Raw genomic sequence first — 20806 nt, forward strand, 5'->3', positions numbered from 1 at the left:
AAAAGTAAAACACCATCTTAATGCTGACGCCAATCAACATTACAAATTTTGGAGCGATACATCGGGTTCGAACCGATGACCTCAACCTTGGCAAGGTTGCGCTCTACCAACTGAGCTAGTATCGCATTTTCATTACTCTACGAAAGAGATAATGGAGGCGCCTCCCGGAGTCGAACCGAGGTCCACGGATTTGCAATCCGCTGCATAGCCACTCTGCCAAGGCGCCTTAGTAACTCCAATCGAATCGCTTATTGCCATCCTCTTGGGTACGGGATGCATTCTACGGATTCGAGCGTTTGAGTCAATATTATTTTTGTATTTTTAATTCGTTTGAATAGATTTTATACGAAACAGGCTAAATAGCTGACTTTGTGTGCAAAGCACTTTGTGGACAGGCTATTCAAAGGAGATCTATATCACATTAGATATCCACTATTGATAATTTAACCTTAGGTTAAAGATCAAAAAAGCGAGCCTCAGCTCGCTTCTTCATCAATGGTGTTTTTCGTCTAACAAATCATCTTTGGCGGCCATCAAGTATTGCGCCATTGACCAGTAAGTAAGAACGGTTGCAACATAGAGTGCAATGTAACCCACCCAAACCATCCAGTCGTCGTATCGCCAGATAAGTACCCAAAGAGCGAACATCTGAGAAACGGTTTTTACTTTACCAACCCAAGATACCGCAACGCTTGCACGTTTGCCGATTTCAGCCATCCATTCACGAAGCGCCGAGATGATAATTTCACGACCAATCATGGTCACAGCAGGAATAGTCACCCAGATCGAGTGATAATGCTCGGTAACTAAGATAAGAGCAGTAGCAACGAGCACTTTATCCGCCACTGGGTCAATAAAGGCACCAAAGCGAGACGTTTGTCCTAGTTTACGAGCCAGCATGCCATCTAGCCAGTCAGTAAAACCCGCTACCCAAAACACCATTGCAGCAGCAAAAGGAGCCCATTCATAAGGTAGGTAAAAAACAACAACGAATACTGGGATTAAAAATAGTCTCAGTAAGGACAAAATGTTAGGTATATTCAAACGCATATTATTAGGCTCTTATCAATTGCGCTTTAATGGTGCGGGATTTTTACTATTGTTTCAATGCTTGATAAATGTTTTCTGCCAAAGAATGACTAATGCCCGGCACTTTGGCTATTTCTTCGACAGTTGCACGCTTAAGTTCTTGTAAGCCACCCATATATTTCAACAAAGATTGACGACGCTTAGGCCCTACCCCTTCAATTCCTTCAAGTGCACTGGTTCTACGCGTTTTACCACGTTTTGCTCTGTGCCCGGCAATAGCATGATTATGGCTTTCGTCACGAATATGTTGGATAAGGTGTAGCGCTGGCGCATCACTGGGTAAATTGAACTCTTCGCCTTCAAGAGTCACCAAGGTTTCTAAACCCGGTTTACGCGTAACCCCTTTGGCTATACCCATCATTCTTGGTCGAAATGGCCAATCACCCCAATATTGAGAAATGATCTCATGAGCGCGGTTGAGCTGACCTTTACCACCGTCGATAAAAATGATGTCTGGGATCTTATCGACATCAAGTTGCTTCGAGTAACGCCTCTCAAGCGCCTGAGCCATTGCCGCGTAATCATCACCACCGGTAATGCCAGTGATGTTGTAACGGCGGTATTCCGGCTTAACAGGGCCTTCCTGATTGAACACCACACAAGACGCTATCGTACTTTCACCCATGGTATGACTGATATCAAAACATTCCATCCGTTTAATCACATCCATCGACAACACTTCTTGAAGCTCTTTAAAGCGCTGGTTGATGGTCATCTTGTGATTAATTTTGGTGGTAATAGCCGTCAATGCATTGGTATTCGAGAGTTTAAGGTAACGACCTCGAGTACCTGAAGGGTAGGTATTGAAGTGAATCTTACGACCCGCCACTTCACACAAGGCTTCTTGAATCGGTGTGATATCTTCCATCAAATCGGCATTGAGAATCAAACGAGTTGGGATGGTTCTCGCTTCATTATGCGCAAGATAGTATTGGCTTAAAAAGCTCGAAAAAACCTCTTCTCGCACCGTATTGTTGGGAATTTTCGGGAAATGGCTTCTACTGCCTAAAACCTTGCCTTGGCGAATCATCAAGATATGAATACACGCTACGCCATTCTCTTGAGCAAAGCCCAACACGTCCATATCTTCCATTGAATCGTCGGATACATATTGTTGTTCTTGCACGCGTCGAATCGCTTGGATTTGGTCACGGAACGCGGCAGCTTGCTCAAAGCGAAGCTCTCGGCTTGCTGTGTCCATCTTTTCGATGAGCGTCTCAAGGACTAACCTGTCCTTCCCTTGCAAGAACAGACGAACGTAGTCGATAAGTTCACTGTACTCTTCATCAGAGATGATTGAGCTGACACATGGCGCAGCACAACGGCCAATCTGATACATCAAACACGGGCGCGTTCTGTTGGCATAAACCGTATCTTCACACTGGCGAGCAGGAAAGATTTTTTGTATTAGGTGCAACGTCTCACGCACAGCGCCGGAATCAGGGTAAGGACCAAAGTATTCGCCCTTTTTCTTTTTAGCACCACGATGCATCGACAAACGAGGATGCTTGTGACCGCTAATAAAAATATAAGGGTACGACTTATCATCACGCAAAAGTACGTTGTATTTAGGCAAGTACTGCTTGATGTAGTTATGCTCAAGGATGAGCGCTTCTGTTTCCGTGTGCGTTACAGTGACATCGATCTTGTCAATATTGCTGACTAAAGCGCGTGTTTTTTCACTGTCGACTTTTTTACGGAAATAACTGGAAAGGCGTTTTTTGAGGTTCTTAGCTTTACCGACGTAAATAACAACAGCCTCGGCGTTATACATTCGATAAACGCCGGGCTGCTCTGTTACTGTCTTGAGGAATGAGACTGAGTCAAACAAGTTGGTCACTATACGATCTCAGTGTTAAAGGGTCTCAGTGTCTAACATTCCATGTCTAATCGCTAAATGCGTCAGCTCTACATCGCCACTGATATCCAGCTTACTGAACAAGCGGTAGCGGTAACTGTTGACTGTTTTAGGACTTAGATTGAGTTGTTCTGAAATATCCGTCACTTTCTGACCTTTGGTAATCATCATCATGATTTGAAGTTCACGTTCAGATAAGTCTGCGAATGGATTTTCAGACGCAGGCGAGAATTGGCTCAAAGCCATCTGCTGCGCAATTTCTGGCGAAATGTATCGTTGGCCACTATTAACCACTCGAATTGCATTTACCATTTCATCCGGACCTGCCCCTTTAGTAAGGTAACCAGCAGCTCCAGCTTGCATCACTTTAGTTGGAAACGGATTTTCCGTATGAACAGTTAAAACGATGATTTTAACATCAGGGTTGAAACGCAAGATTTTCTTGGTTGCTTCTAAGCCACCAATACCAGGCATATTCATATCCATCAAAATAACGTCAGTATTGTTAGTACGACACCATTTTGCAGCATCTTCACCGCTTTCAGCTTCCCCTGCTACGTTCATTCCACGGACGTCTTCAATAATACGTCGTATCCCTGTGCGAACCAGCTCGTGATCATCTACAAGGAAAACATTTATCAAACTTGTATCTCCACACTATTAATTGGCTCTGCAACCACTGTGTCATTTCATCTGTTTGAAACAATTGAACAAAGGAACAGTGAATCGCAGCATTGAGTATATCTTAACTTAATTACTAAAAAAAAGCTCTGTTGAATATGTGCTGAAACACGAACTTTAGCAAGTACTTATTAACAAACAAGCCAACTAAAACAACAAGCTTTTTCTAAAAATCAACCAGTTAAAACAACACCCAATAAAATTACACAAGATAAAGATATTTTCAATACCATTGAATAGCCATTCGCGACAATTTCACTTATTTGCTTATAGAGTCCCGTTATTTGCCTCTGTTAACTAGAATTTAGTTAGTATTTTTGCTGCCGGTTATGCGCTGAGGGTCGCTAGGTGGTAGTATTCGATTCCCAATTTCAATAGGTTACTACATTGGATATTCAGCAAGGCTTTGTACTCACAAGACAAGCAAGAGACTTTTCAGGGCGCACACAAATCGACTTGTGGTTAAGCACCCCTCAAGGCCCTACTCTACTGACAATTCAAAATGAAAAGCCTGTCTTTTTTGTTGCTCAATCTGATATCGAAACGTGCCAATCTATTGCCGATAAAGAGGCCATAGATTGTCAGTTTAAGCCTTTAGAGTTGGCGACATTTGACCAAACCCCTTTAGCCGCTTGTTACACTTCCTTATCGAGAAGCAGCTTCGGGTTAGCTCAAGCCTTTAACGGTGAAGAAATCCAAACCTTTGAAAGCGATATTCGACTCGCCGATCGTTTCTTGATGGAACGCTTTATCAAGGGCAGTATCGAATTCACAGGCACTATCACTTCAAAAAGACAGCATCGCAGAGTATCGAACGCAAAATGCCGAGCTGGCGATTACTTGCCAAACTTGTCTGTGGTTTCGCTTGATATTGAGTGTTCGGAAAAAGGTGTGCTTTATTCCATCGGCCTAGACAGTCCAATGGATAGCCGAGTGATAATGATTGGCGATCCACAAGAAGCAGATACCAATATCCAATGGGTTACCAACGAGAAAGCGCTGCTTGAAGCTATGATTGCGTGGTTCTCCGAGTTTGACCCGGACATCATCATCGGTTGGAATGTCATTGATTTCGACTTTAGGCTGCTGCACAAACGTTCAGAATGGAACGAAGTGAAACTCAGTATTGGTCGCGACAATCAACCGAGCTTCTTTCGCAGCTCCGCACAAAACCAGCAGGGGTTCATTACCATTCCTGGTCGCGTGGTCTTAGATGGTATCGATATGCTTAAAACAGCAACCTACCATTTCAGGTCATGGTCTCTTGAGTCCGTGTCACAAGAGTTACTGGGCGAAGGCAAAGACATTCATAATGTTCATGACCGCATGGATGAAATCAATCGAATGTTTAAGTTCGATAAACCTTCACTTGCCAAGTACAACCTTCAAGACTGTGTGCTAGTAAACCGAATCTTCGAACACACTCACCTACTCGATTTTGCTATTGAACGTTCTCGCTTAACTGGTGTTGAACTTGATCGCGTTGGCGGCTCTGTCGCTGCTTTTACTAACTTATACATGCCTCAGATACACCGAGCGGGTTACGTCGCGCCGAACTTAGAGCCTGAGAACTGGATCGCTAGCCCCGGTGGTTATGTGATGGATTCGATTCCCAACCTTTATGACTCTGTGTTGGTACTCGATTTTAAGAGCCTTTACCCATCGATCATTCGTTCTTTCTTAATTGACCCGATGGGGTTAATTGAAGGACTAAAGTTAGAGTTAGGCTCTGAAGAAGACCAAGCAGTGGCTGGGTTTCGTGGCGGTCAATTCCACCGCTCTAAGCACTTTCTACCACAGATGATCGAAAATCTCTGGGCAGCGCGTGATGTCGCAAAGAAAAATAACGAGAAAGCTTTTTCTCAGGCGATTAAGATCATCATGAACTCTTTCTATGGTGTGCTGGGTTCTTCTGGTTGTCGTTTCTTTGATACTCGATTGGCGTCATCGATCACCATGCGTGGTCATGAGATCATGAAGCAAACCAAGGTTCTGATCGAAGATAAAGGGTATCAAGTAATTTACGGAGATACCGATTCAACTTTCGTGTCTCTTAATGGCAGTTTTGAGCAAGAACAAGCAGACGAGATTGGTCACTCTCTTGTGGCTTACATCAACGACTGGTGGACGAATCACCTGAAAGAGGTCTACAACCTCACCTCGATACTTGAATTGGAATACGAGACCCATTACCGCAAGTTTCTAATGCCGACAATTCGGGGCTCTGAGACAGGATCGAAGAAACGTTATGCAGGCTTAATCAATCAAGGTGACCAAGAGAAGATCATTTTTAAAGGCCTTGAAAGTGCACGAACCGATTGGACGCCTCTCGCACAACAGTTCCAACAAACCTTGTATGAGATGGTCTTTCACGACCAAGATCCAAGTGATTATGTTAGACAGTTTGTCGATGAAACATCCGCAGGCAAACACGATGACCTACTGGTTTATCAAAAGCGCTTGCGCCGTAAATTGCATGAATACCAGAAGAACATTCCGCCACAGGTTCGCGCAGCAAGATTAGCCGATGAGATCAATGCTCAGCTCGGTCGCCCACTTCAATACCAAAACAAAGGACGTATTGAATATTTGATTACGCTGAGTGGCCCTGAGCCCAAGGAGTACTTAAAGAGTGGCATCGATTATCAACATTACATCGACAAGCAGATTAAACCGGTCGCAGAAGCGATTTTGCCCTTCATTGGTTTAGATTTTGAAAGAGTTAGCGGGCAGCAACTAGGCCTGTTCTAGATTTAATTCTCTTTTCGAGGCGACATTAGACTCGAGATATCTATTAAAACTCGAACCGGACATCAAAACGAAAAAAGCAGAGGAGTTCTTAACTCGCTCTGCTTTTTCATATCAATGGATAGCTTACGATCTTGATAGCTTACGACCCCCTATCCGATTCGAAACTCAGTTTTCTGATACTGCTTAACCAGCCATTCACCAAAGCCATCAAGAATCCCTATTACTGAACGTTTAGGAATCGCACGCCCAGACAGCAAAATACCCAATCTTTGAATCTCGACTTCTTTCTCTGGATGATATCTCAAGAACTGTTGACCGCACTCCATAGGCGCATCGAACCAGTTCTTGTCTCGGTACATAACCAAAGAATAACTGGCTCGCAGAAGCTTCTTGGCAATAATCACCTGCGCGGCGACTTGTTGCTCAGGCGTTGTTGCTCGGGCAATCTTATTACGATAAACCGCTAACCAATTTTCCGCATCCATATTCCAATGCTTAGCAATTTCCCAACTCGTTTCGAAATCGCCATAGCAGTCTGATAAATCTTCACCATGCACACACACAGCTAAATGCTTAAGCATGAAGCCCCACGTAAAGATATTGTCGAAATCAACTATCTCGCTCACCAAGGTGGTTTTGATCGCCACTTGAGTGACCTGAGGGAAGCTCTTTTGGAAGCGCCATTTGATCGTATTCAGCAGCGTGGTTCGTTGATCTGGGAAAGGACGATGGGTAACCACAACCACATCTAGATTCGAGCGACCGACAACGGCTTGTTTGCGTGCCACACTGCCATAAACATAGACACTGTGCAGATTAGAACCTAATCCACCTTTTAGAAAGGTAATCAGATCGTTAACCACAGGTTGAAATTCGGGTTGAAATGGCTGTGTTGGGTCAATAACAGATAGCTGCATAGGTCGTTTCGGTAAATAAAATAATGATTTAACTGTCTCTCTATGATCGCTTAGGTGACTTTATGATTCAAGCTATTCCTATTTATAGCGTCTACGAGATATAATCACCGGATAGACCCAATAAGGACAAACACAAAATGCCTAGAGCAAGTGAGATTAAAAAAGGTTTTGCGATCAATGTTGATGGCAAAACAGTACTAGTTAAAGATATCGAAGTAACAACACCAGGTGGCCGTGGCGGTCAAAAGATTTACCGCTTCCGTGGTCACGATGTAGCAACTGGCGTTAAAACAGAAGTTCGTCACAAGGCTGACGAAATCGTTGAAACGATCGACGTAACTAAGCGTGCAGTGATGTTCTCTTACGTTGATGGCAACGAGTACATCTTCATGGATAACGAAGATTACACACAATTCATCTTCAACGGTGAAATGATCGAAGACGAACTGCTGTTCATCAACGAAGATACGCAAGGTATGTACGCGATTCTTATCGACGGTACTGCGGCGACTCTTGAGCTACCAACTTCAGTTGAGCTAGTAATCGAAGAGACAGACCCTTCAATCAAAGGTGCATCTGCTTCAGCTCGTACTAAACCAGCTCGTCTGTCTACAGGCCTTACTGTTCAAGTTCCTGAGTACATTGCAACTGGCGACAAAGTTGTTGTGAACACAGCTGAACGTAAATACATGAACCGCGCAAGCTAAGATACTGATTATGACCGAAGCTAACGACCTAATGTCTTACGACGATGCAATTGACACTGCATACGACATCTTTCTAGAGATGGCTGCTGACAACCTTGAACCTGCAGACGTGATCTTATTCACGGCTCAGTTTGAAGATCGTGGCGCTGCAGAACTTGTTGAAACTGGTGACGATTGGGTTGAACATGTTGGCTTTGAAGTCGACAAAGAGATCTACGCTGAAGTACGCATTGGTCTTGTAAATGAAGCTGATGATGTCTTAGATGACGTATTCGCTCGTCTACTGATCAGCCGTGACCCTGAACACAAGTTCTGTCACATGTTGTGGAAACGCGACTAGGCTCTTCTTAAACCAGCTCAGAGTACTGAGCTGGTTTTCTTACGACTTCATAGCCTCATCACTTTACCAAACTGCAACTCTACAAAATTATGACCAAAGCAAAGACAGATACCCTATCCAAAGGCTATGCCTGTGTTGGATTAGTAAATCCCAAAACACCTGAAAATGTTGGCTCAGTTATGCGAGCGGCTGGTTGCTACGGAGCAAACTCTGTATTTTATACTGGCACCCGTTATGACCACGCTCGACAGTTTCATACCGACACCAAAGAAAAGCACCTTGAGCTACCATTAATTGGTGTTGAAGACCTGAAAGACATTATTCCAGTTGGCTGCGTACCAATCGCGGTTGATTTGATAGAAGGCGCTAAGCCTCTGCCTGATTATAAGCACCCACCTCGTGCTTTTTATATCTTCGGCCCTGAAGATGGGACTCTGAAAAAAGAGATCACGGACTTCTGTCGTGAAACCATCTACGTTCCGACTAATGGCTGCATGAACCTTGCTGCTGCGGTCAATGTCATTTTGTATGACCGCATGGCGAAGGGTGATAATTTTTCTAATCATTTGAAAGTGACCTAAAACCAATCGTAGTCCATAGCTAGTCACCCTAGCTAGTGAAGCACTTCTACCTAGTTAATCGTTTCTACTTGGTAAGCACTTCCACATGATTTGAACTGCGCCATATTCAAGACGAAAAAAAACCTGCTAAGTTAGCAGGTTTTTTAGTATTCGAAACGTTGGATTAAGCTTTAAGCTTAAGAACTGTAGCAACTACTGGTGTAATTACTTACGTGATCTTGGCTTAGCCGGTTTAGCCGGGCGTCCGTTGTTCAGTTTAGGCTTTTTGGTAGCCTGAGGCTTGCCATTGGTCGCTGGAGCACTACGACCTGAATCAGGTGTTGTAGTTCCGCGAGTAGCAGGCTTCTTACGCTTAGTCTGGTTGCTACGGCCTTTAGGAGCATTTGCACGCTCTTCGTGACGCTTAACAGCACGACGAATTTTTTGGCTACGAGAACGCTCACGCTTACGAGAAGTGTTTGCAGGATCAAGATCCAACAGTGTCTCTTTTTCTGGCTGAAGTTCAACAAGCTCACGCAAGTAGTTTACTTCTTGAAGATCTAGCTCTTTCCAACCGCCACGAGGCAGTTTCTTATCAAGGTAGATATCACCGTAACGTACACGTTTCAGACGGCTTACTGTTGTTTCTTGTGATTCCCAAAGACGACGAACCTCACGGTTACGACCTTCGTTAATCGCTACGTAGAAAGTATGGTTCATACCTTCACCGCCAGCGTAAACCACGTCTTCGAAACGAGCCATACCATCTTCAAGTTGAACGCCACGAGTCACGTTCTTAACTTTTTGCTCAGTCACTTCACCAAACACACGTACTAGGTACTCACGCTCAACCTGACGGCTTGGGTGCATTAGGCGGTTTGCAAGTTCACCATCAGTAGTGAAAAGCAAAAGACCCGATGTGTTTGCATCAAGACGGCCAACTGAAATCCAACGAGAACCACGGATCTTAGGTAGACGATCGAAAACAGTGCGGCGACCTTCAGGATCATGACGAGTACAAAGCTCACCTTCAGGTTTGTAGTAAGCAAGTACACGACAAACCACTTCTTCAGAGGCTTTGCCTGTAATAGTGTGGCCATCGATACGGATCACTGAGTTCTCGTCTTCAAGACGCTCACCCAATTTCGCAACTTGACCGTTAACACTTACACGACCAGATTTAATTAAACCTTCTAGTTCACGACGAGAACCGTGACCAGCTCGCGCTAAAACCTTCTGTAATTTTTCGCTCATTTACTCTTTTCTACCTAATTGTCGTCTTCACAGACGTCGAATGAATTTTTCGCGACCAAATCGCGGTCGCGTATTATCGCAAATAACCTGCCAAAAAGCACTTGTTATTTACTGTGGCAGGTTTGCTGTTTCGTTACCGACTGTTAATCAGTAACGCTATTATTCAAACGGCGCTGGATCGCCGGCACCACGACGTAAAACAACGGCGTCATCGTCACTGAAGTCAATAACCGTAGTCGGTTGCTCACCTAAGTAGCCGCCATTCAAAATGACATCAACCGCATGCTCTAGGCTGTCGCGAATTTCTTCTGGATCCGACTCAGTTGTCTCGTTACCCGGAAGAATCAGAGACGTCGACATCAATGGCTCGCCCATTGCTTCCAACAGGTCAAGTGCAATCTTGTTGTCTGGTACACGAATACCAATCGTTTTACGCTTAGCGTTCATCAAACGCTTTGGCACTTCTTTAGTTGCTTTGAAGATAAACGTATAAGCACCGGGCGTGTGTGCCTTAAGTAAACGGAAAGCAACGTTATCAACTCGTGCATACAGTGACAATTCAGAAAGGTCACGGCATAACAACGTGAAATTGTGCTTATCATCGATTCGACGAATTTTACAGATGCGTTCAAGTGCTTGTTTGTTTTCAAGCTGACAGCCCAGCGCATAACCGGAATCTGTTGGATAAACCACAACGCCGCCATTGCGAATAATCGCAACCGCTTGAGTAATTAAGCGCGCTTGTGGGTTATCTGGGTGTACATAAAAAAACTGGCTCATTGTTGATCCTCGTTATCGAATCTCTCGACTCTATCATCAGAAGGAGCTGGTTCACCTAAATACTATCATCGGTATCAGTTGGTGAAACCGTTTGAAACTCCCAATCTTTCCATACTTCTTCGACCCCAGAAGGTAGCCAGAGATTACGTCCAAGTTCCATCCATGGGGATGGGTAATGGAAGTCGCTGCCTTGGGAGGCTAATAGTTTGTATTGTATAGCATAATCCGCAAGTGTGCGTCTTTCTTGTTGCGCTTGCTGAGGTTGAGCCACTTCCATAGCGTCACCATTTGCTTCAACAAATGCAGCGAGAAGGCGTTTAACCCACTTGGCGGTAAGGCCATATCGCGCAGGGTGAGCTAATACCGCTTGACCACCAGCAGCATGAATAGCCGTTACAGCATCACTCATTGAACACCACGTTGGCGGCACATAACCTGGGTTATTGCGAGTCAGAAACTTTTTAAACACCTGCTGCATGGTTTTTGCGTAGCCGTTATCGACTAACCACTTAGCAAAGTGAGCACGAGTGATAGGCGCATCACCCGCAATCAATTTAACTTCTTCTAGCAAGCCTTCACGAGTCGCTTTCTCAAGACGTTGAGCAATCATCTCTGCACGCCCAACACGGTGTTGCTTCTGTTGTTCAATTAACGCTTTTAGCTCTGGTGACTCCGGATCAACATTTAACCCAACAATATGGATATCTTTGTTTTGCCAAACGGTCGAAATCTCAATGCCGTTGATCAACTGGATAGGAAGGTTGTTATCAGCAATATAGCTGCGTGCTTCTGCAAGCCCATCAGTCGTATCATGATCTGTAATCGCTAACGCTTCGATGTTAAAGCCTAGCGCTCGGTCAATCAGTTCAGGTGGAGTAAGTCGGCCATCTGAGGCTGTTGTATGACTATGTAGATCAATTCTCATATATTCTTTTTCATTGTTTTCAATTTTTATCGTTATATTTGTGTCAACGCACTTGACCTGCAAGCGCAAAACTAGTTAACTAGTACGCAAATACGAAGTATCACATTTGATAGGTTCACTATGTTACAAGAATTTAACCAAAACCATAAAGATAAAGTTTTAGAACTTTCTTCAGTAGAAGCAAGTTCAGACCTTAATTGGTGGCGCACTTGGACAAGTTCTTGGTGGGCCAACGTGTACTTCTAATTAAACAGTTTGTTTATAAAAAAGTTATCACTAAGCCCGCTTTCATAGCGGGCTTTTTAATTTGTCGAACATCTCACATTCAACTGACTAACAAATCATCGACTTGACCATATTCTAGATTGGGTGAAAGGTATCTTTATGCGACTATGTACGGCAGGAAATTTAAAGAATCATAAAGGAGGTCTTGTGAACAAGGCCATTGAAATCAAAAAGCTGGGAACCATTGAGGTCATCAATTCTTCAGTTCCTTACTCGCAAGATCCAACCAGCGTTTTTCATACTTTGTGTGAAAACAAAACAGACAGTCTGTTGTTGGAATCTGCTGAGATTGAATCTAAACAGAACCTGACAAGCCTACTCCTTATCGACTCTGCTGTTCGCATCGTATGTCGCGGACATGAAGTAACCTTCCAAGCATTGACTGAAAATGGTCAAGCGCTTATCGAACATCTAACTCAAAACGTTAAAGCAGAAATTGAATCTGACCTTACCGATAACGTTTTGACGCTGACTTTTGTCGAGCCAAGCAACGAATTAGATGAAGACTCACGTTTAAGAGAAGCGTCTTCATTCGATGCATTGCGTTTGGTTCAACACAGCTTTGAGCAAGACGCTGATAACAAGCACGCGTTATTCATGGCGGGCCTATTCGCTTACGACATCGTGGCGAACTTTGAACCGCTAGGTGATGCTGAAGCGACTAACAACTGCCCTGACTTTGTTTTCTACGTTGCGGAAACACTATTGCGTTTCGATCACCAAGAGAACGAAGGTCTGCTTCACGCGAGCTTGTTCACTCAAGATGAAAACATCAGAACACAATTAACTGAACGTCTAGCTGACATTCAGACACAATGTCAGTCATTGAAAGCCATCACAGAAGTAACGCCGCTCGACAACGTTGAAGCTGTACCAAGCGTTTCAGATGAAGACTTCTGCCAAACGGTTCGTGACTTAAAAGAGTACGTAGTTAAAGGCGATGTATTCCAAGTGGTACCTTCACGCCGCTTCACTCTGCCTTGCCCTGCGCCACTGGCGGCTTACAAAGAACTCAAGCAAAGTAACCCAAGCCCTTACATGTTCTACATGCAAGATGAGCTGTTTACTCTGTTTGGTGCTTCTCCAGAAAGTGCACTGAAGTACGAAACTGAAACCAACCAAATCGAAATTTACCCAATTGCTGGTACTCGTCGTCGTGGTAAGCGCCCGAATGGCCAAATTGATTTCGACCTAGATAGCCGCATTGAACTTGAACTGCGTACCGACAAGAAAGAAAACGCTGAACACATGATGCTAGTCGACCTAGCTCGTAACGATGTGGCACGTATTGCAGAAGCCGGCACTCGCCACGTAGCAGACTTGCTGAAAGTTGATCGCTACAGCCATGTAATGCACTTGGTTTCTCGTGTTGTTGGTCAACTACGTGAAGACTTAGATGCCCTGCACGCTTACCAAGCTTGTATGAACATGGGTACGCTAACGGGCGCACCAAAAATCCGCGCAATGCAGCTTATCCGTGACGTAGAAAAAACACGTCGTGGTAGCTACGGTGGTGCAGTCGGTTACCTAACCGGTGAAGGCACTTTAGATACTTGTATCGTAATTCGTTCTGCTTACGTTGAAGATGGCGTAGCACAAGTACAAGCGGGCGCGGGTGTGGTGTTCGATTCAGATCCACAAGCAGAAGCAGATGAAACTCGCGGCAAAGCTCAAGCGGTCATCTCTGCGATTCAAGCAGCTCATACTAAAAACCTAACAAGTAATAAGGAGTCGTAATCATGGCTGATATTGTATTCATCGATAACTTCGACTCATTCACTTACAACCTTGTAGACCAGTTCCGTTCATTAGGTCACAGCGTGAAAATTTACCGTAACAACATTCCTGCAAAGGTAGTTGAAGCGGCGATCAACGAACTAGACAACCCTGTTGCACTGCTTTCGCCAGGCCCTGGCGCTCCAGCAGATGCGGGCTGTATGCCAGAGCTGATTCAGCTTCTAAAAGGCAAAGTACCAATGATTGGTATTTGCTTAGGCCACCAAGCGATTGTTGAAGCCTACGGCGGCACCGTTGCAGGCGCTGGCGAAATCATTCATGGTAAGGTGTCGATGATGGAACACCAAAACCATGCGACTTACCAAGGCTTACCTTCGCCACTGGCTATCGCTCGCTACCACTCTCTGGTTGCAACGCATGTATCCGATAGCCTAACGGTGACCGCTGAAGTCGATGATTTGGTGATGTCTGTGGTTCAAGAACAAGACAAGGTGTGTGGATTCCAATTCCACCCTGAATCAATTATGACAACCTACGGTGCAACGCTTCTTGCAAACGCTATCGAATGGGCTCTTGAGAAACCTCTTCACCTAGAGAAAAGCTCTACCCTTGAGAAGAACGAGAAATAGGAAACGATCATGGAACAGATTAATAAACTTTACGAACAGCAGTCTCTTACTCAAGAAGAAAGCCAACAACTGTTTGATGTCATCATCAAGGGTGAACTAGACCCAATCTTGATGGCTTCTGCGCTTACTGCACTGAAAATCAAAGGCGAAACGCCGGATGAAATCGCTGGCGCAGCGAAAGCACTGCTTGCCAATGCAAACCCGTTCCCACGTCCTGATTACGATTTTGCAGACATCGTAGGTACAGGTGGTGACGGTCATGACACCATCAACATTTCTACAACTTCTGCATTTGTAGCAGCAGCGTGTGGTTTAAAAATAGCTAAGCACGGCAACCGCAGCGTATCGAGCAAATCAGGCTCTTCTGACTTACTGGATTCGTTCGGTATTAACCTAGCAATGACAGCAGAAGACACTCGTACTGCAGTCGACGAGCTTGGCGTTGCATTCCTATTTGCTCCGCAGTATCACGTCGGTGTACGTCACGCGATGCCTGTTCGTCAAACGATGAAAACACGCACTATCTTCAACATCCTTGGTCCACTGATTAACCCTGCTCGCCCTAACATCGAGTTAATGGGTGTTTACAGCAAAGAGCTAGTACGCCCTATCGCGGAAACCATGCTGCAAATGGGCATGAAGCGTGCTGCCGTTGTGCACGGTAGCGGCCTTGATGAAGTGGCTATTCATGGCGAGACTATCGTTGCTGAAATTAAAGATGGCGAGATTCATGAGTACACAGTGACTCCAGCTGACTTTGGTTTGAACACTCACCCTCTTGAAGCAATCAAGGGCGGCGAGCCAGAAGAGAACAAAGCCATCACAACCGATATCCTGACGGGTAAAGGTACTGATGCTCAAGTTGGCGCAGTGGCAGTCAACGTTGCTCTGCTAATGCGTCTATTTGGTCACGAAGATCTAAAAGCCAACGCACAGCAAGCGATTGACGCGATGAACTCTGGCAAAGCATACGAGCTTGTACAAAAGCTTGCTGCACACGCCTAACGAACGACGAGACAAAGAACATGACACAGACTACCGATAAATTGTCGACCCACGTTTCAGTCAAAGAAGCTGAAATGGCGGAAGTATTAGCAAAAATCGTTCGTGACAAATACCAATGGGTTGAAGCGCGTAAGCAGACTCAACCATTAGACGAGTTTAAGGCGTCACTAACCGCAACAGACCGCAGCTTTTATGATGCACTGAGCGGCGAACAAACCGTTTTCATCACTGAATGTAAAAAAGCATCTCCGTCAAAAGGTTTAATCCGTGACGAGTTTGATTTGGACTACATTGCATCGGTGTACAACAACCACGCCAACGCAATTTCAGTACTGACAGACGAGAAATACTTTCAAGGTGACTTTGAGTTTTTACCAAAGGTTCGCAGCATTGCTAAGCAACCTATTCTTTGTAAAGACTTCATGGTTGATACCTACCAAGTTTACCTAGCTCGTCACTACTCAGCTGACGCAATTTTGCTAATGCTATCGGTATTGGATGACGAAGAGTACAAAGCACTTACTGACGTCGCTCACTCGCTAAATATGGGTGTACTAACCGAAGTCAGCAACGAAGAAGAACTTCATCGCGCTGTCGCTTTAAAAGCAAAAGTGATCGGTATTAATAACCGTAACCTACGTGACCTTTCGACTGATTTGAACCGTACTAAAGAGTTGGCTCCGCTGATTCGCGAACTGGCTCCAAACGCAGTCGTGATTTCAGAGTCTGGCATCTACACACATCAACAAGTTCGTGACCTTTCAACGTTTGCAGACGGCTTCCTAATCGGCAGCTCTCTCATGGCTGAAAAGAACCTTGAACTTGCAGTGCGTAAAGTGACGCTCGGTGAAAACAAGGTGTGTGGTTTAACTCACTCTGACGATGCCGCGAAAGCGTATCAAGCAGGTGCAGTATTCGGTGGTTTGATTTTCGTTGAAGCGTCTAAGCGTCATGTAGATATCGAGGCAGCTCGTTTAACCATGAGCGGCGCACCTTTGAACTACGTGGGTGTGTTCCAAAATCATAGTATTGCTGACGTTGCTAACACAGTTTCTGCACTCGGTCTGTTTGCGGTGCAACTACACGGTGATGAGTCTCAAGCATTTGTCGATGAACTAAAACAATCTCTACCTGAAAGCGTTGAGATTTGGAAAGCTTACGGTGTTGCTTATGGTGCTGAAAACGGTGCTAAAAGCGCGCTATCAGAATTACTGAAAAGCAACGTGACTCGTCACCTGCTAGATACTAAAGTAGGTTCTCAAACGGGTGGTACAGGTCAAGCGTTCGATTGGAGCCTAATCAAAAACCAAAGCGCAATCATGTTGGCGGGTGGCCTAAACCCAGACAATGCTAACCAAGCAGCGAAACTAGGCTGCTTAGGACTAGACCTAAACTCAGGCGTTGAATCCGCTCCAGGTAAAAAAGACGCAGACAAACTGCAACGCGCTTTTGCAGCGATTCGTAATTACTAGTCCAAGCTCGGCGCTAGAAATTAGAAAGCAGAAACTAAAAACATATTTGTGAGCTTTGCCTTTGCGAAGCTTAAACAAGATTAAATGACTTGGTGTGAATACACATCGATAGAATTGAAGGAATAACACAATGGCTAAACTCGATGCCTACTTCGGTGAATACGGTGGTCAATACGTACCGCAGATCCTAGTGCCAGCACTAGACCAACTAGAACAAGCATTTATCGATGCACAAGCCGATCCTGAGTTCCGCAGTGAATTCATGACGCTTCTGCAAGAGTACGCAGGTCGTCCAACGGCACTAACGCTAACGCGTAACCTGACTAAAGGTACAAAAACTAAACTGTACCTAAAGCGTGAAGATCTACTTCACGGCGGTGCTCACAAGACAAACCAAGTACTTGGTCAAGCGCTGCTAGCAAAACGTATGGGTAAGCAAGAAATCATCGCTGAAACTGGCGCAGGCCAACACGGTGTGGCAACGGCTCTAGCTTGTGCTCTATTGGGCCTTAAGTGTCGTGTTTACATGGGTGCAAAAGACGTTGAACGTCAAAGCCCGAACGTGTTCCGTATGAAACTAATGGGCGCAGAGGTTATCCCTGTTCATTCTGGCTCTTCAACGCTAAAAGATGCATGTAACGAAGCGCTACGTGACTGGTCTGCAACTTATGAAGACGCGCACTACCTATTGGGTACTGCAGCGGGTCCTCACCCATTCCCAACGATTGTTCGTGATTTCCAACGCATGATTGGTGAAGAAACGAAAAACCAAATTCTAGCTCGTGAAGGTCGCCTTCCTGATGCCGTTATCGCTTGTGTTGGCGGTGGTTCAAACGCTATCGGCATGTTCGCTGATTTCATTGAAGAAGAGTCTGTTCGCCTAATCGGTGTAGAGCCTGCTGGTAAAGGTATTGATACTGACCAACACGGCGCGCCGCTTAAACACGGTAAAACCGGTATTTTCTTCGGTATGAAAGCCCCACTGATGCAAGATGAGAACGGCCAAGTAGAAGAGTCTTACTCTGTATCTGCGGGTCTAGATTTCCCATCAGTTGGTCCTCAACACGCGCACCTAAATGCGATTGGCCGTGCTGAATACGACAACGTGACCGATGACGAAGCGCTAGAAGCGTTCCAATTGATTGCACGTAAAGAAGGTATAATTGCAGCGCTAGAGTCATCTCATGCTTTGGCTCATGCTGTTAAAATGGCTCACGACGACCCAGAGAAAGAACAGCTATTAGTCGTTAACTTATCTGGTCGCGGTGACAAAGACATTTTCTCTGTACACGACATTCTTAAAGAGAAAGGAGCATTATAATGGATCGCTATCAATCACTCTTCACTCGCTTAGCTGAAAAGAATCAGGGCGCATTTGTACCATTCGTAACGGTTGGCGATCCTAACCCTGAGCAATCACTTAAGATCATGGAAACCTTGGTTGAAGCGGGTGCAGATGCACTTGAGCTTGGTATTCCATTCTCTGATCCGCTTGCAGATGGCCCAACAATCCAAGGCGCAAACATTCGTGCTTTAGATTCTAAAGTAACGCCAGATGTGTGTTTTGATCTTATTGGTCAAATTCGCGCTAAATACCCAGAGCTGCCAATCGGCCTACTGATGTACGCGAACTTGGTTTACGCACGTGGTATTGAGAACTTCTACGAACGCTGCGCAAAAGCAGGTATCGATTCAGTATTGATTGCTGATGTACCAACCAATGAAAGCGGCGAATTTGTTGCTGCTGCGAAGAAGTTTGGAGTTCACCCAATCTTTATTGCTCCGCCAACAGCAAGCGATGAAACACTTCAATCAGTTTCTGAGCTAGGTGGCGGTTACACATACCTACTTTCTCGCTCAGGCGTAACGGGTGCAGAAACAAAAGCAAACATGCCTGTAACTGCCCTACTTGATCGTTTGAACAAGTTTGATGCGCCACCAGCACTGCTTGGTTTCGGTATCTCTGCTCCTGAACAAGTGAAAGAAGCGATTGTAGCGGGCGCTGCAGGTGCTATCTCTGGCTCAGCGGTTGTGAAAATCATTGAAAACAACGTTGAACAACCAGAAGCAATGCTTAAAGCACTTGCGGAGTTTGTTACGCCAATGAAAGCGGCAACGCAGAAATAATCGACGGTCATTAAATAGACGTTCGTAATCAATGGTCGTTAAATAAAACCAGCGATTCAAATACTAAAAGGCTCCACAACTGTGGAGCCTTTTTTATAACTCGTCATTCACGCTAACTACTCATCAGCTTTCATCGCTTTCTTAATCGCTGCCTCATTGAGCGTCGCTTTGATCGGATCGGTTATCTTCTCGACCAGATCGATGGGCATTGGGAATATGATTGTGGAAGTTCGCTCATTCGCTACTTCTGTTAGTGTTTGCATATATCGCAATTGAATGGCATTGGGCGCTTGATTAAGAACCTCTGCAGCCTCTTTCAGCTTGGTTGATGCTTCTAGTTCCCCTGTTGCATGGATTACCTTAGCTCGACGAGAACGTTCCGCCTCAGCTTGTTTAGCAAGAGCTCGCACCATACTGTCATCCAGATCAACATGCTTGATCTCGACATTGGCAATCTTGATCCCCCAGTTATCGGTGTGTTGATCCAGTATCGCTTGCAAGTCTCTATTGAGCTCTTCTCGCTCAGACAACAGCTCGTCCAACTCATGTTGCCCAAGCACCGAACGCAGCGTTGTTTGTGAAAGTTGGCTGGTCGCTTCAAGGTAATTCTCAACGTTGTTGATCGCCATCTTCGGATCCAGCACTCGGAAATACACCACGGCATTCACCTTAACCGACACGTTATCGCGTGTGATCAAATCTTGTGTTGGTACGTCCAACACGATAGTTCGTAGATCCACTCTTACGATTTGTTGAATGAAAGGAATGATGATAATCAACCCCGGCCCTTTGACGCCGTAAAAGCGCCCGAGGAAGAACACCACTGCACGCTCGTACTCGCGCAGCACTCTGAACATGCTGGCTATCAGCAAGATAACGAGCACAATGACAATACCTATAGTGTGTATAAACATAACCGCCCCCCTAATGGTAACGATGGTTAAGCAATAAATAATTCAATCAAGTTTGTTCTAGCATGTCGCGCTAGCTAGATTTCGATGATGTATCATCGGGCAGCGCTTCAACATCCAAAGATAGCCCCGTCAGCTTGGTCACTCTGATGATCTGCCCCACTTGCAATTCACTCGCACATTTGGCTTGCCAGATCTCACCTTCAACCAATACTCGACCCGTACCGGGGAAGCCGCTTACCACTTTGCCAGTGTCGCCGACAACCGCTTCCATCCCCGTAGTCACCGGCTTGTTTCTCACCCGGACTAGCATAGAGATCGTTACAACGATAAAAGCGACAGAGAATAGGCTAATACCGATAATTAACGGCAATGCGATTTGATAACCCGGCACTTCGGTATCCATCAGCATGATCGAGCCCAATGTGAATGCGGCGACGCCACCCAAACCGAAAATCCCGAAGCTCGGGCTAAAGGCCTCTGCCACCATTAAGGCAATTCCAAGCAGAATCAACGCAAGGCCTGCGTAACTCACCGGCAGCATTTGTAAGGAGTACATTGCCAGTAACAGACAGATCCCCCCCAATACACCCGGTAGCCCGACGCCAGGGTTATAGAATTCGAGTAACAAACCGTAGATACCAATCAGCATCAAAATATATGCAACGTTCGGGTTCGTGATCACTGACAGCAAACTAAAGCGCCAGTCTTGTTCTCGCTCGACAAAAGCAACATCACTAAGTTGGACTTCCTGACTGACACCGTTGATGGTGATGGT

Annotated in this window: 20 protein-coding genes, 2 tRNA genes and 1 other annotated feature; of the genes, 11 read left to right on the forward strand and 11 right to left on the reverse strand. The window is 45.3% G+C overall.

What is annotated here, in order from left to right; translation table 11 throughout:
- Positions 1 to 49: 49 nt before the first annotated feature.
- From AB4232_RS15910 to uvrY, 5 genes are all read right to left on the reverse strand, one after another.
- Positions 50 to 125: transfer RNA gene (locus tag AB4232_RS15910), tRNA-Gly, on the reverse strand.
- Positions 126 to 152: 27 nt separating this feature from the next.
- Positions 153 to 226, reverse strand: a tRNA-Cys gene (locus AB4232_RS15915).
- A 266-nt stretch (positions 227 to 492) separates the two neighbouring features.
- Positions 493 to 1050, reverse strand: coding sequence for a CDP-diacylglycerol--glycerol-3-phosphate 3-phosphatidyltransferase (pgsA, locus tag AB4232_RS15920; protein ID WP_012604331.1), 558 nt, complete (start codon positions 1048 to 1050; stop codon positions 493 to 495).
- Positions 1051 to 1096: 46 nt separating this feature from the next.
- Positions 1097 to 2929, reverse strand: coding sequence for an excinuclease ABC subunit UvrC (uvrC, locus tag AB4232_RS15925; RefSeq protein WP_372087499.1), 1833 nt, complete (start codon positions 2927 to 2929; stop codon positions 1097 to 1099).
- 15 nt (positions 2930 to 2944) lie between these two features.
- A complete protein-coding gene (gene uvrY / locus AB4232_RS15930; protein ID WP_004729778.1) occupies positions 2945 to 3589 on the reverse strand; it encodes a UvrY/SirA/GacA family response regulator transcription factor in 645 nt (214 codons plus the stop codon).
- Positions 3590 to 4015: 426 nt separating this feature from the next.
- Between uvrY and AB4232_RS15935 the strand changes: the two genes are divergently transcribed.
- On the forward strand, positions 4016 to 6379 hold the full coding sequence (locus tag AB4232_RS15935) for a DNA polymerase II (RefSeq protein WP_372087500.1): 2364 nt from the start codon (positions 4016 to 4018) through the stop codon (positions 6377 to 6379).
- A 149-nt stretch (positions 6380 to 6528) separates the two neighbouring features.
- Here AB4232_RS15935 and AB4232_RS15940 read toward each other — a convergent pair whose 3' ends face one another.
- Positions 6529 to 7296 carry a nucleotidyltransferase domain-containing protein gene (locus AB4232_RS15940; protein ID WP_372087501.1) on the reverse strand — a complete coding sequence of 256 codons (768 nt, stop codon included), beginning with the start codon at positions 7294 to 7296 and terminating at the stop codon, positions 6529 to 6531.
- A gap of 137 nt (positions 7297 to 7433) precedes the next feature.
- On the opposite strand from AB4232_RS15940, the gene yeiP reads away from it, so the two are divergent.
- The 3 genes from yeiP to AB4232_RS15955 all read left to right on the forward strand — a co-directional run bounded on the left by yeiP (position 7434) and on the right by AB4232_RS15955 (position 8924).
- A complete protein-coding gene (gene yeiP, locus AB4232_RS15945) occupies positions 7434 to 8003 on the forward strand; it encodes an elongation factor P-like protein YeiP (protein WP_009848748.1) in 570 nt (189 codons plus the stop codon).
- Positions 8004 to 8013: 10 nt separating this feature from the next.
- Positions 8014 to 8343: an HI1450 family dsDNA-mimic protein gene (locus AB4232_RS15950; RefSeq protein WP_012604336.1), complete on the forward strand. Its 330-nt coding sequence runs from the start codon at positions 8014 to 8016 to the stop codon at positions 8341 to 8343.
- Positions 8344 to 8432: 89 nt separating this feature from the next.
- Positions 8433 to 8924 carry an RNA methyltransferase gene (locus AB4232_RS15955; RefSeq protein WP_004729783.1) on the forward strand — a complete coding sequence of 164 codons (492 nt, stop codon included), beginning with the start codon at positions 8433 to 8435 and terminating at the stop codon, positions 8922 to 8924.
- A gap of 204 nt (positions 8925 to 9128) precedes the next feature.
- On the opposite strand, the gene rluB is transcribed toward AB4232_RS15955, so the two are convergent.
- The 3 genes from rluB to rnm form a co-directional block, all read right to left on the reverse strand.
- A complete protein-coding gene (gene rluB / locus AB4232_RS15960; protein ID WP_004729784.1) occupies positions 9129 to 10157 on the reverse strand; it encodes a 23S rRNA pseudouridine(2605) synthase RluB in 1029 nt (342 codons plus the stop codon).
- A gap of 159 nt (positions 10158 to 10316) precedes the next feature.
- Complete coding sequence (locus tag AB4232_RS15965; RefSeq protein WP_009848751.1) at positions 10317 to 10937, reverse strand: L-threonylcarbamoyladenylate synthase; 621 nt, start codon at positions 10935 to 10937, stop codon at positions 10317 to 10319.
- 55 nt (positions 10938 to 10992) lie between these two features.
- Entirely contained in the window at positions 10993 to 11862 is an 870-nt protein-coding gene (gene rnm / locus AB4232_RS15970; protein ID WP_249631846.1) for an RNase RNM, read from the reverse strand.
- Positions 11863 to 11982: 120 nt separating this feature from the next.
- Here rnm and AB4232_RS15975 point away from each other — a divergent pair, with 120 nt between their 5' ends.
- The 7 genes from AB4232_RS15975 to trpA all read left to right on the forward strand — a co-directional run bounded on the left by AB4232_RS15975 (position 11983) and on the right by trpA (position 19117).
- Positions 11983 to 12108, forward strand: coding sequence for a Trp operon leader peptide (locus AB4232_RS15975; protein ID WP_135383025.1), 126 nt, complete (start codon positions 11983 to 11985; stop codon positions 12106 to 12108).
- Positions 12055 to 12169: a sequence feature (Trp leader region), on the forward strand. It overlaps the preceding gene by 54 nt.
- Before the next feature lie 125 nt (positions 12170 to 12294).
- A complete protein-coding gene (locus AB4232_RS15980) occupies positions 12295 to 13884 on the forward strand; it encodes an anthranilate synthase component 1 (RefSeq protein WP_372087502.1) in 1590 nt (529 codons plus the stop codon).
- 2 nt (positions 13885 to 13886) lie between these two features.
- A complete protein-coding gene (locus AB4232_RS15985; protein WP_161685898.1) occupies positions 13887 to 14513 on the forward strand; it encodes an aminodeoxychorismate/anthranilate synthase component II in 627 nt (208 codons plus the stop codon).
- A gap of 9 nt (positions 14514 to 14522) precedes the next feature.
- Complete coding sequence (gene trpD, locus AB4232_RS15990; protein WP_017085903.1) at positions 14523 to 15518, forward strand: anthranilate phosphoribosyltransferase; 996 nt, start codon at positions 14523 to 14525, stop codon at positions 15516 to 15518.
- Between the two features lie 20 nt (positions 15519 to 15538).
- The gene (trpCF, locus tag AB4232_RS15995) at positions 15539 to 16990 is read left to right on the forward strand and encodes a bifunctional indole-3-glycerol-phosphate synthase TrpC/phosphoribosylanthranilate isomerase TrpF (protein WP_372087503.1); all 1452 of its coding nucleotides are present in this window, start codon (positions 15539 to 15541) and stop codon (positions 16988 to 16990) included.
- A 130-nt stretch (positions 16991 to 17120) separates the two neighbouring features.
- The gene (gene trpB, locus AB4232_RS16000; protein WP_009848758.1) at positions 17121 to 18311 is read left to right on the forward strand and encodes a tryptophan synthase subunit beta; all 1191 of its coding nucleotides are present in this window, start codon (positions 17121 to 17123) and stop codon (positions 18309 to 18311) included.
- Complete coding sequence (gene trpA, locus AB4232_RS16005) at positions 18311 to 19117, forward strand: tryptophan synthase subunit alpha (RefSeq protein ID WP_017080965.1); 807 nt, start codon at positions 18311 to 18313, stop codon at positions 19115 to 19117. Before trpB ends, trpA begins: the two co-directional genes overlap by 1 nt.
- Positions 19118 to 19233: 116 nt before the next feature.
- On the opposite strand, the gene AB4232_RS16010 is transcribed toward trpA, so the two are convergent.
- Positions 19234 to 20031, reverse strand: a complete 798-nt coding sequence (locus AB4232_RS16010) for a slipin family protein (RefSeq protein ID WP_004729804.1) — start codon at positions 20029 to 20031, stop codon at positions 19234 to 19236.
- 70 nt (positions 20032 to 20101) lie between these two features.
- Positions 20102 to 20806, reverse strand: a 705-nt coding sequence (locus AB4232_RS16015; protein ID WP_372087504.1) for a nodulation protein NfeD, incomplete at its 5' end; no start/stop codon positions are given.

It is taken from the genome of Vibrio sp. 10N.286.46.A8 (assembly GCF_041470165.1).
GTDB classification, from domain to species: Bacteria; Pseudomonadota; Gammaproteobacteria; order Enterobacterales; family Vibrionaceae; genus Vibrio; species Vibrio tasmaniensis_A.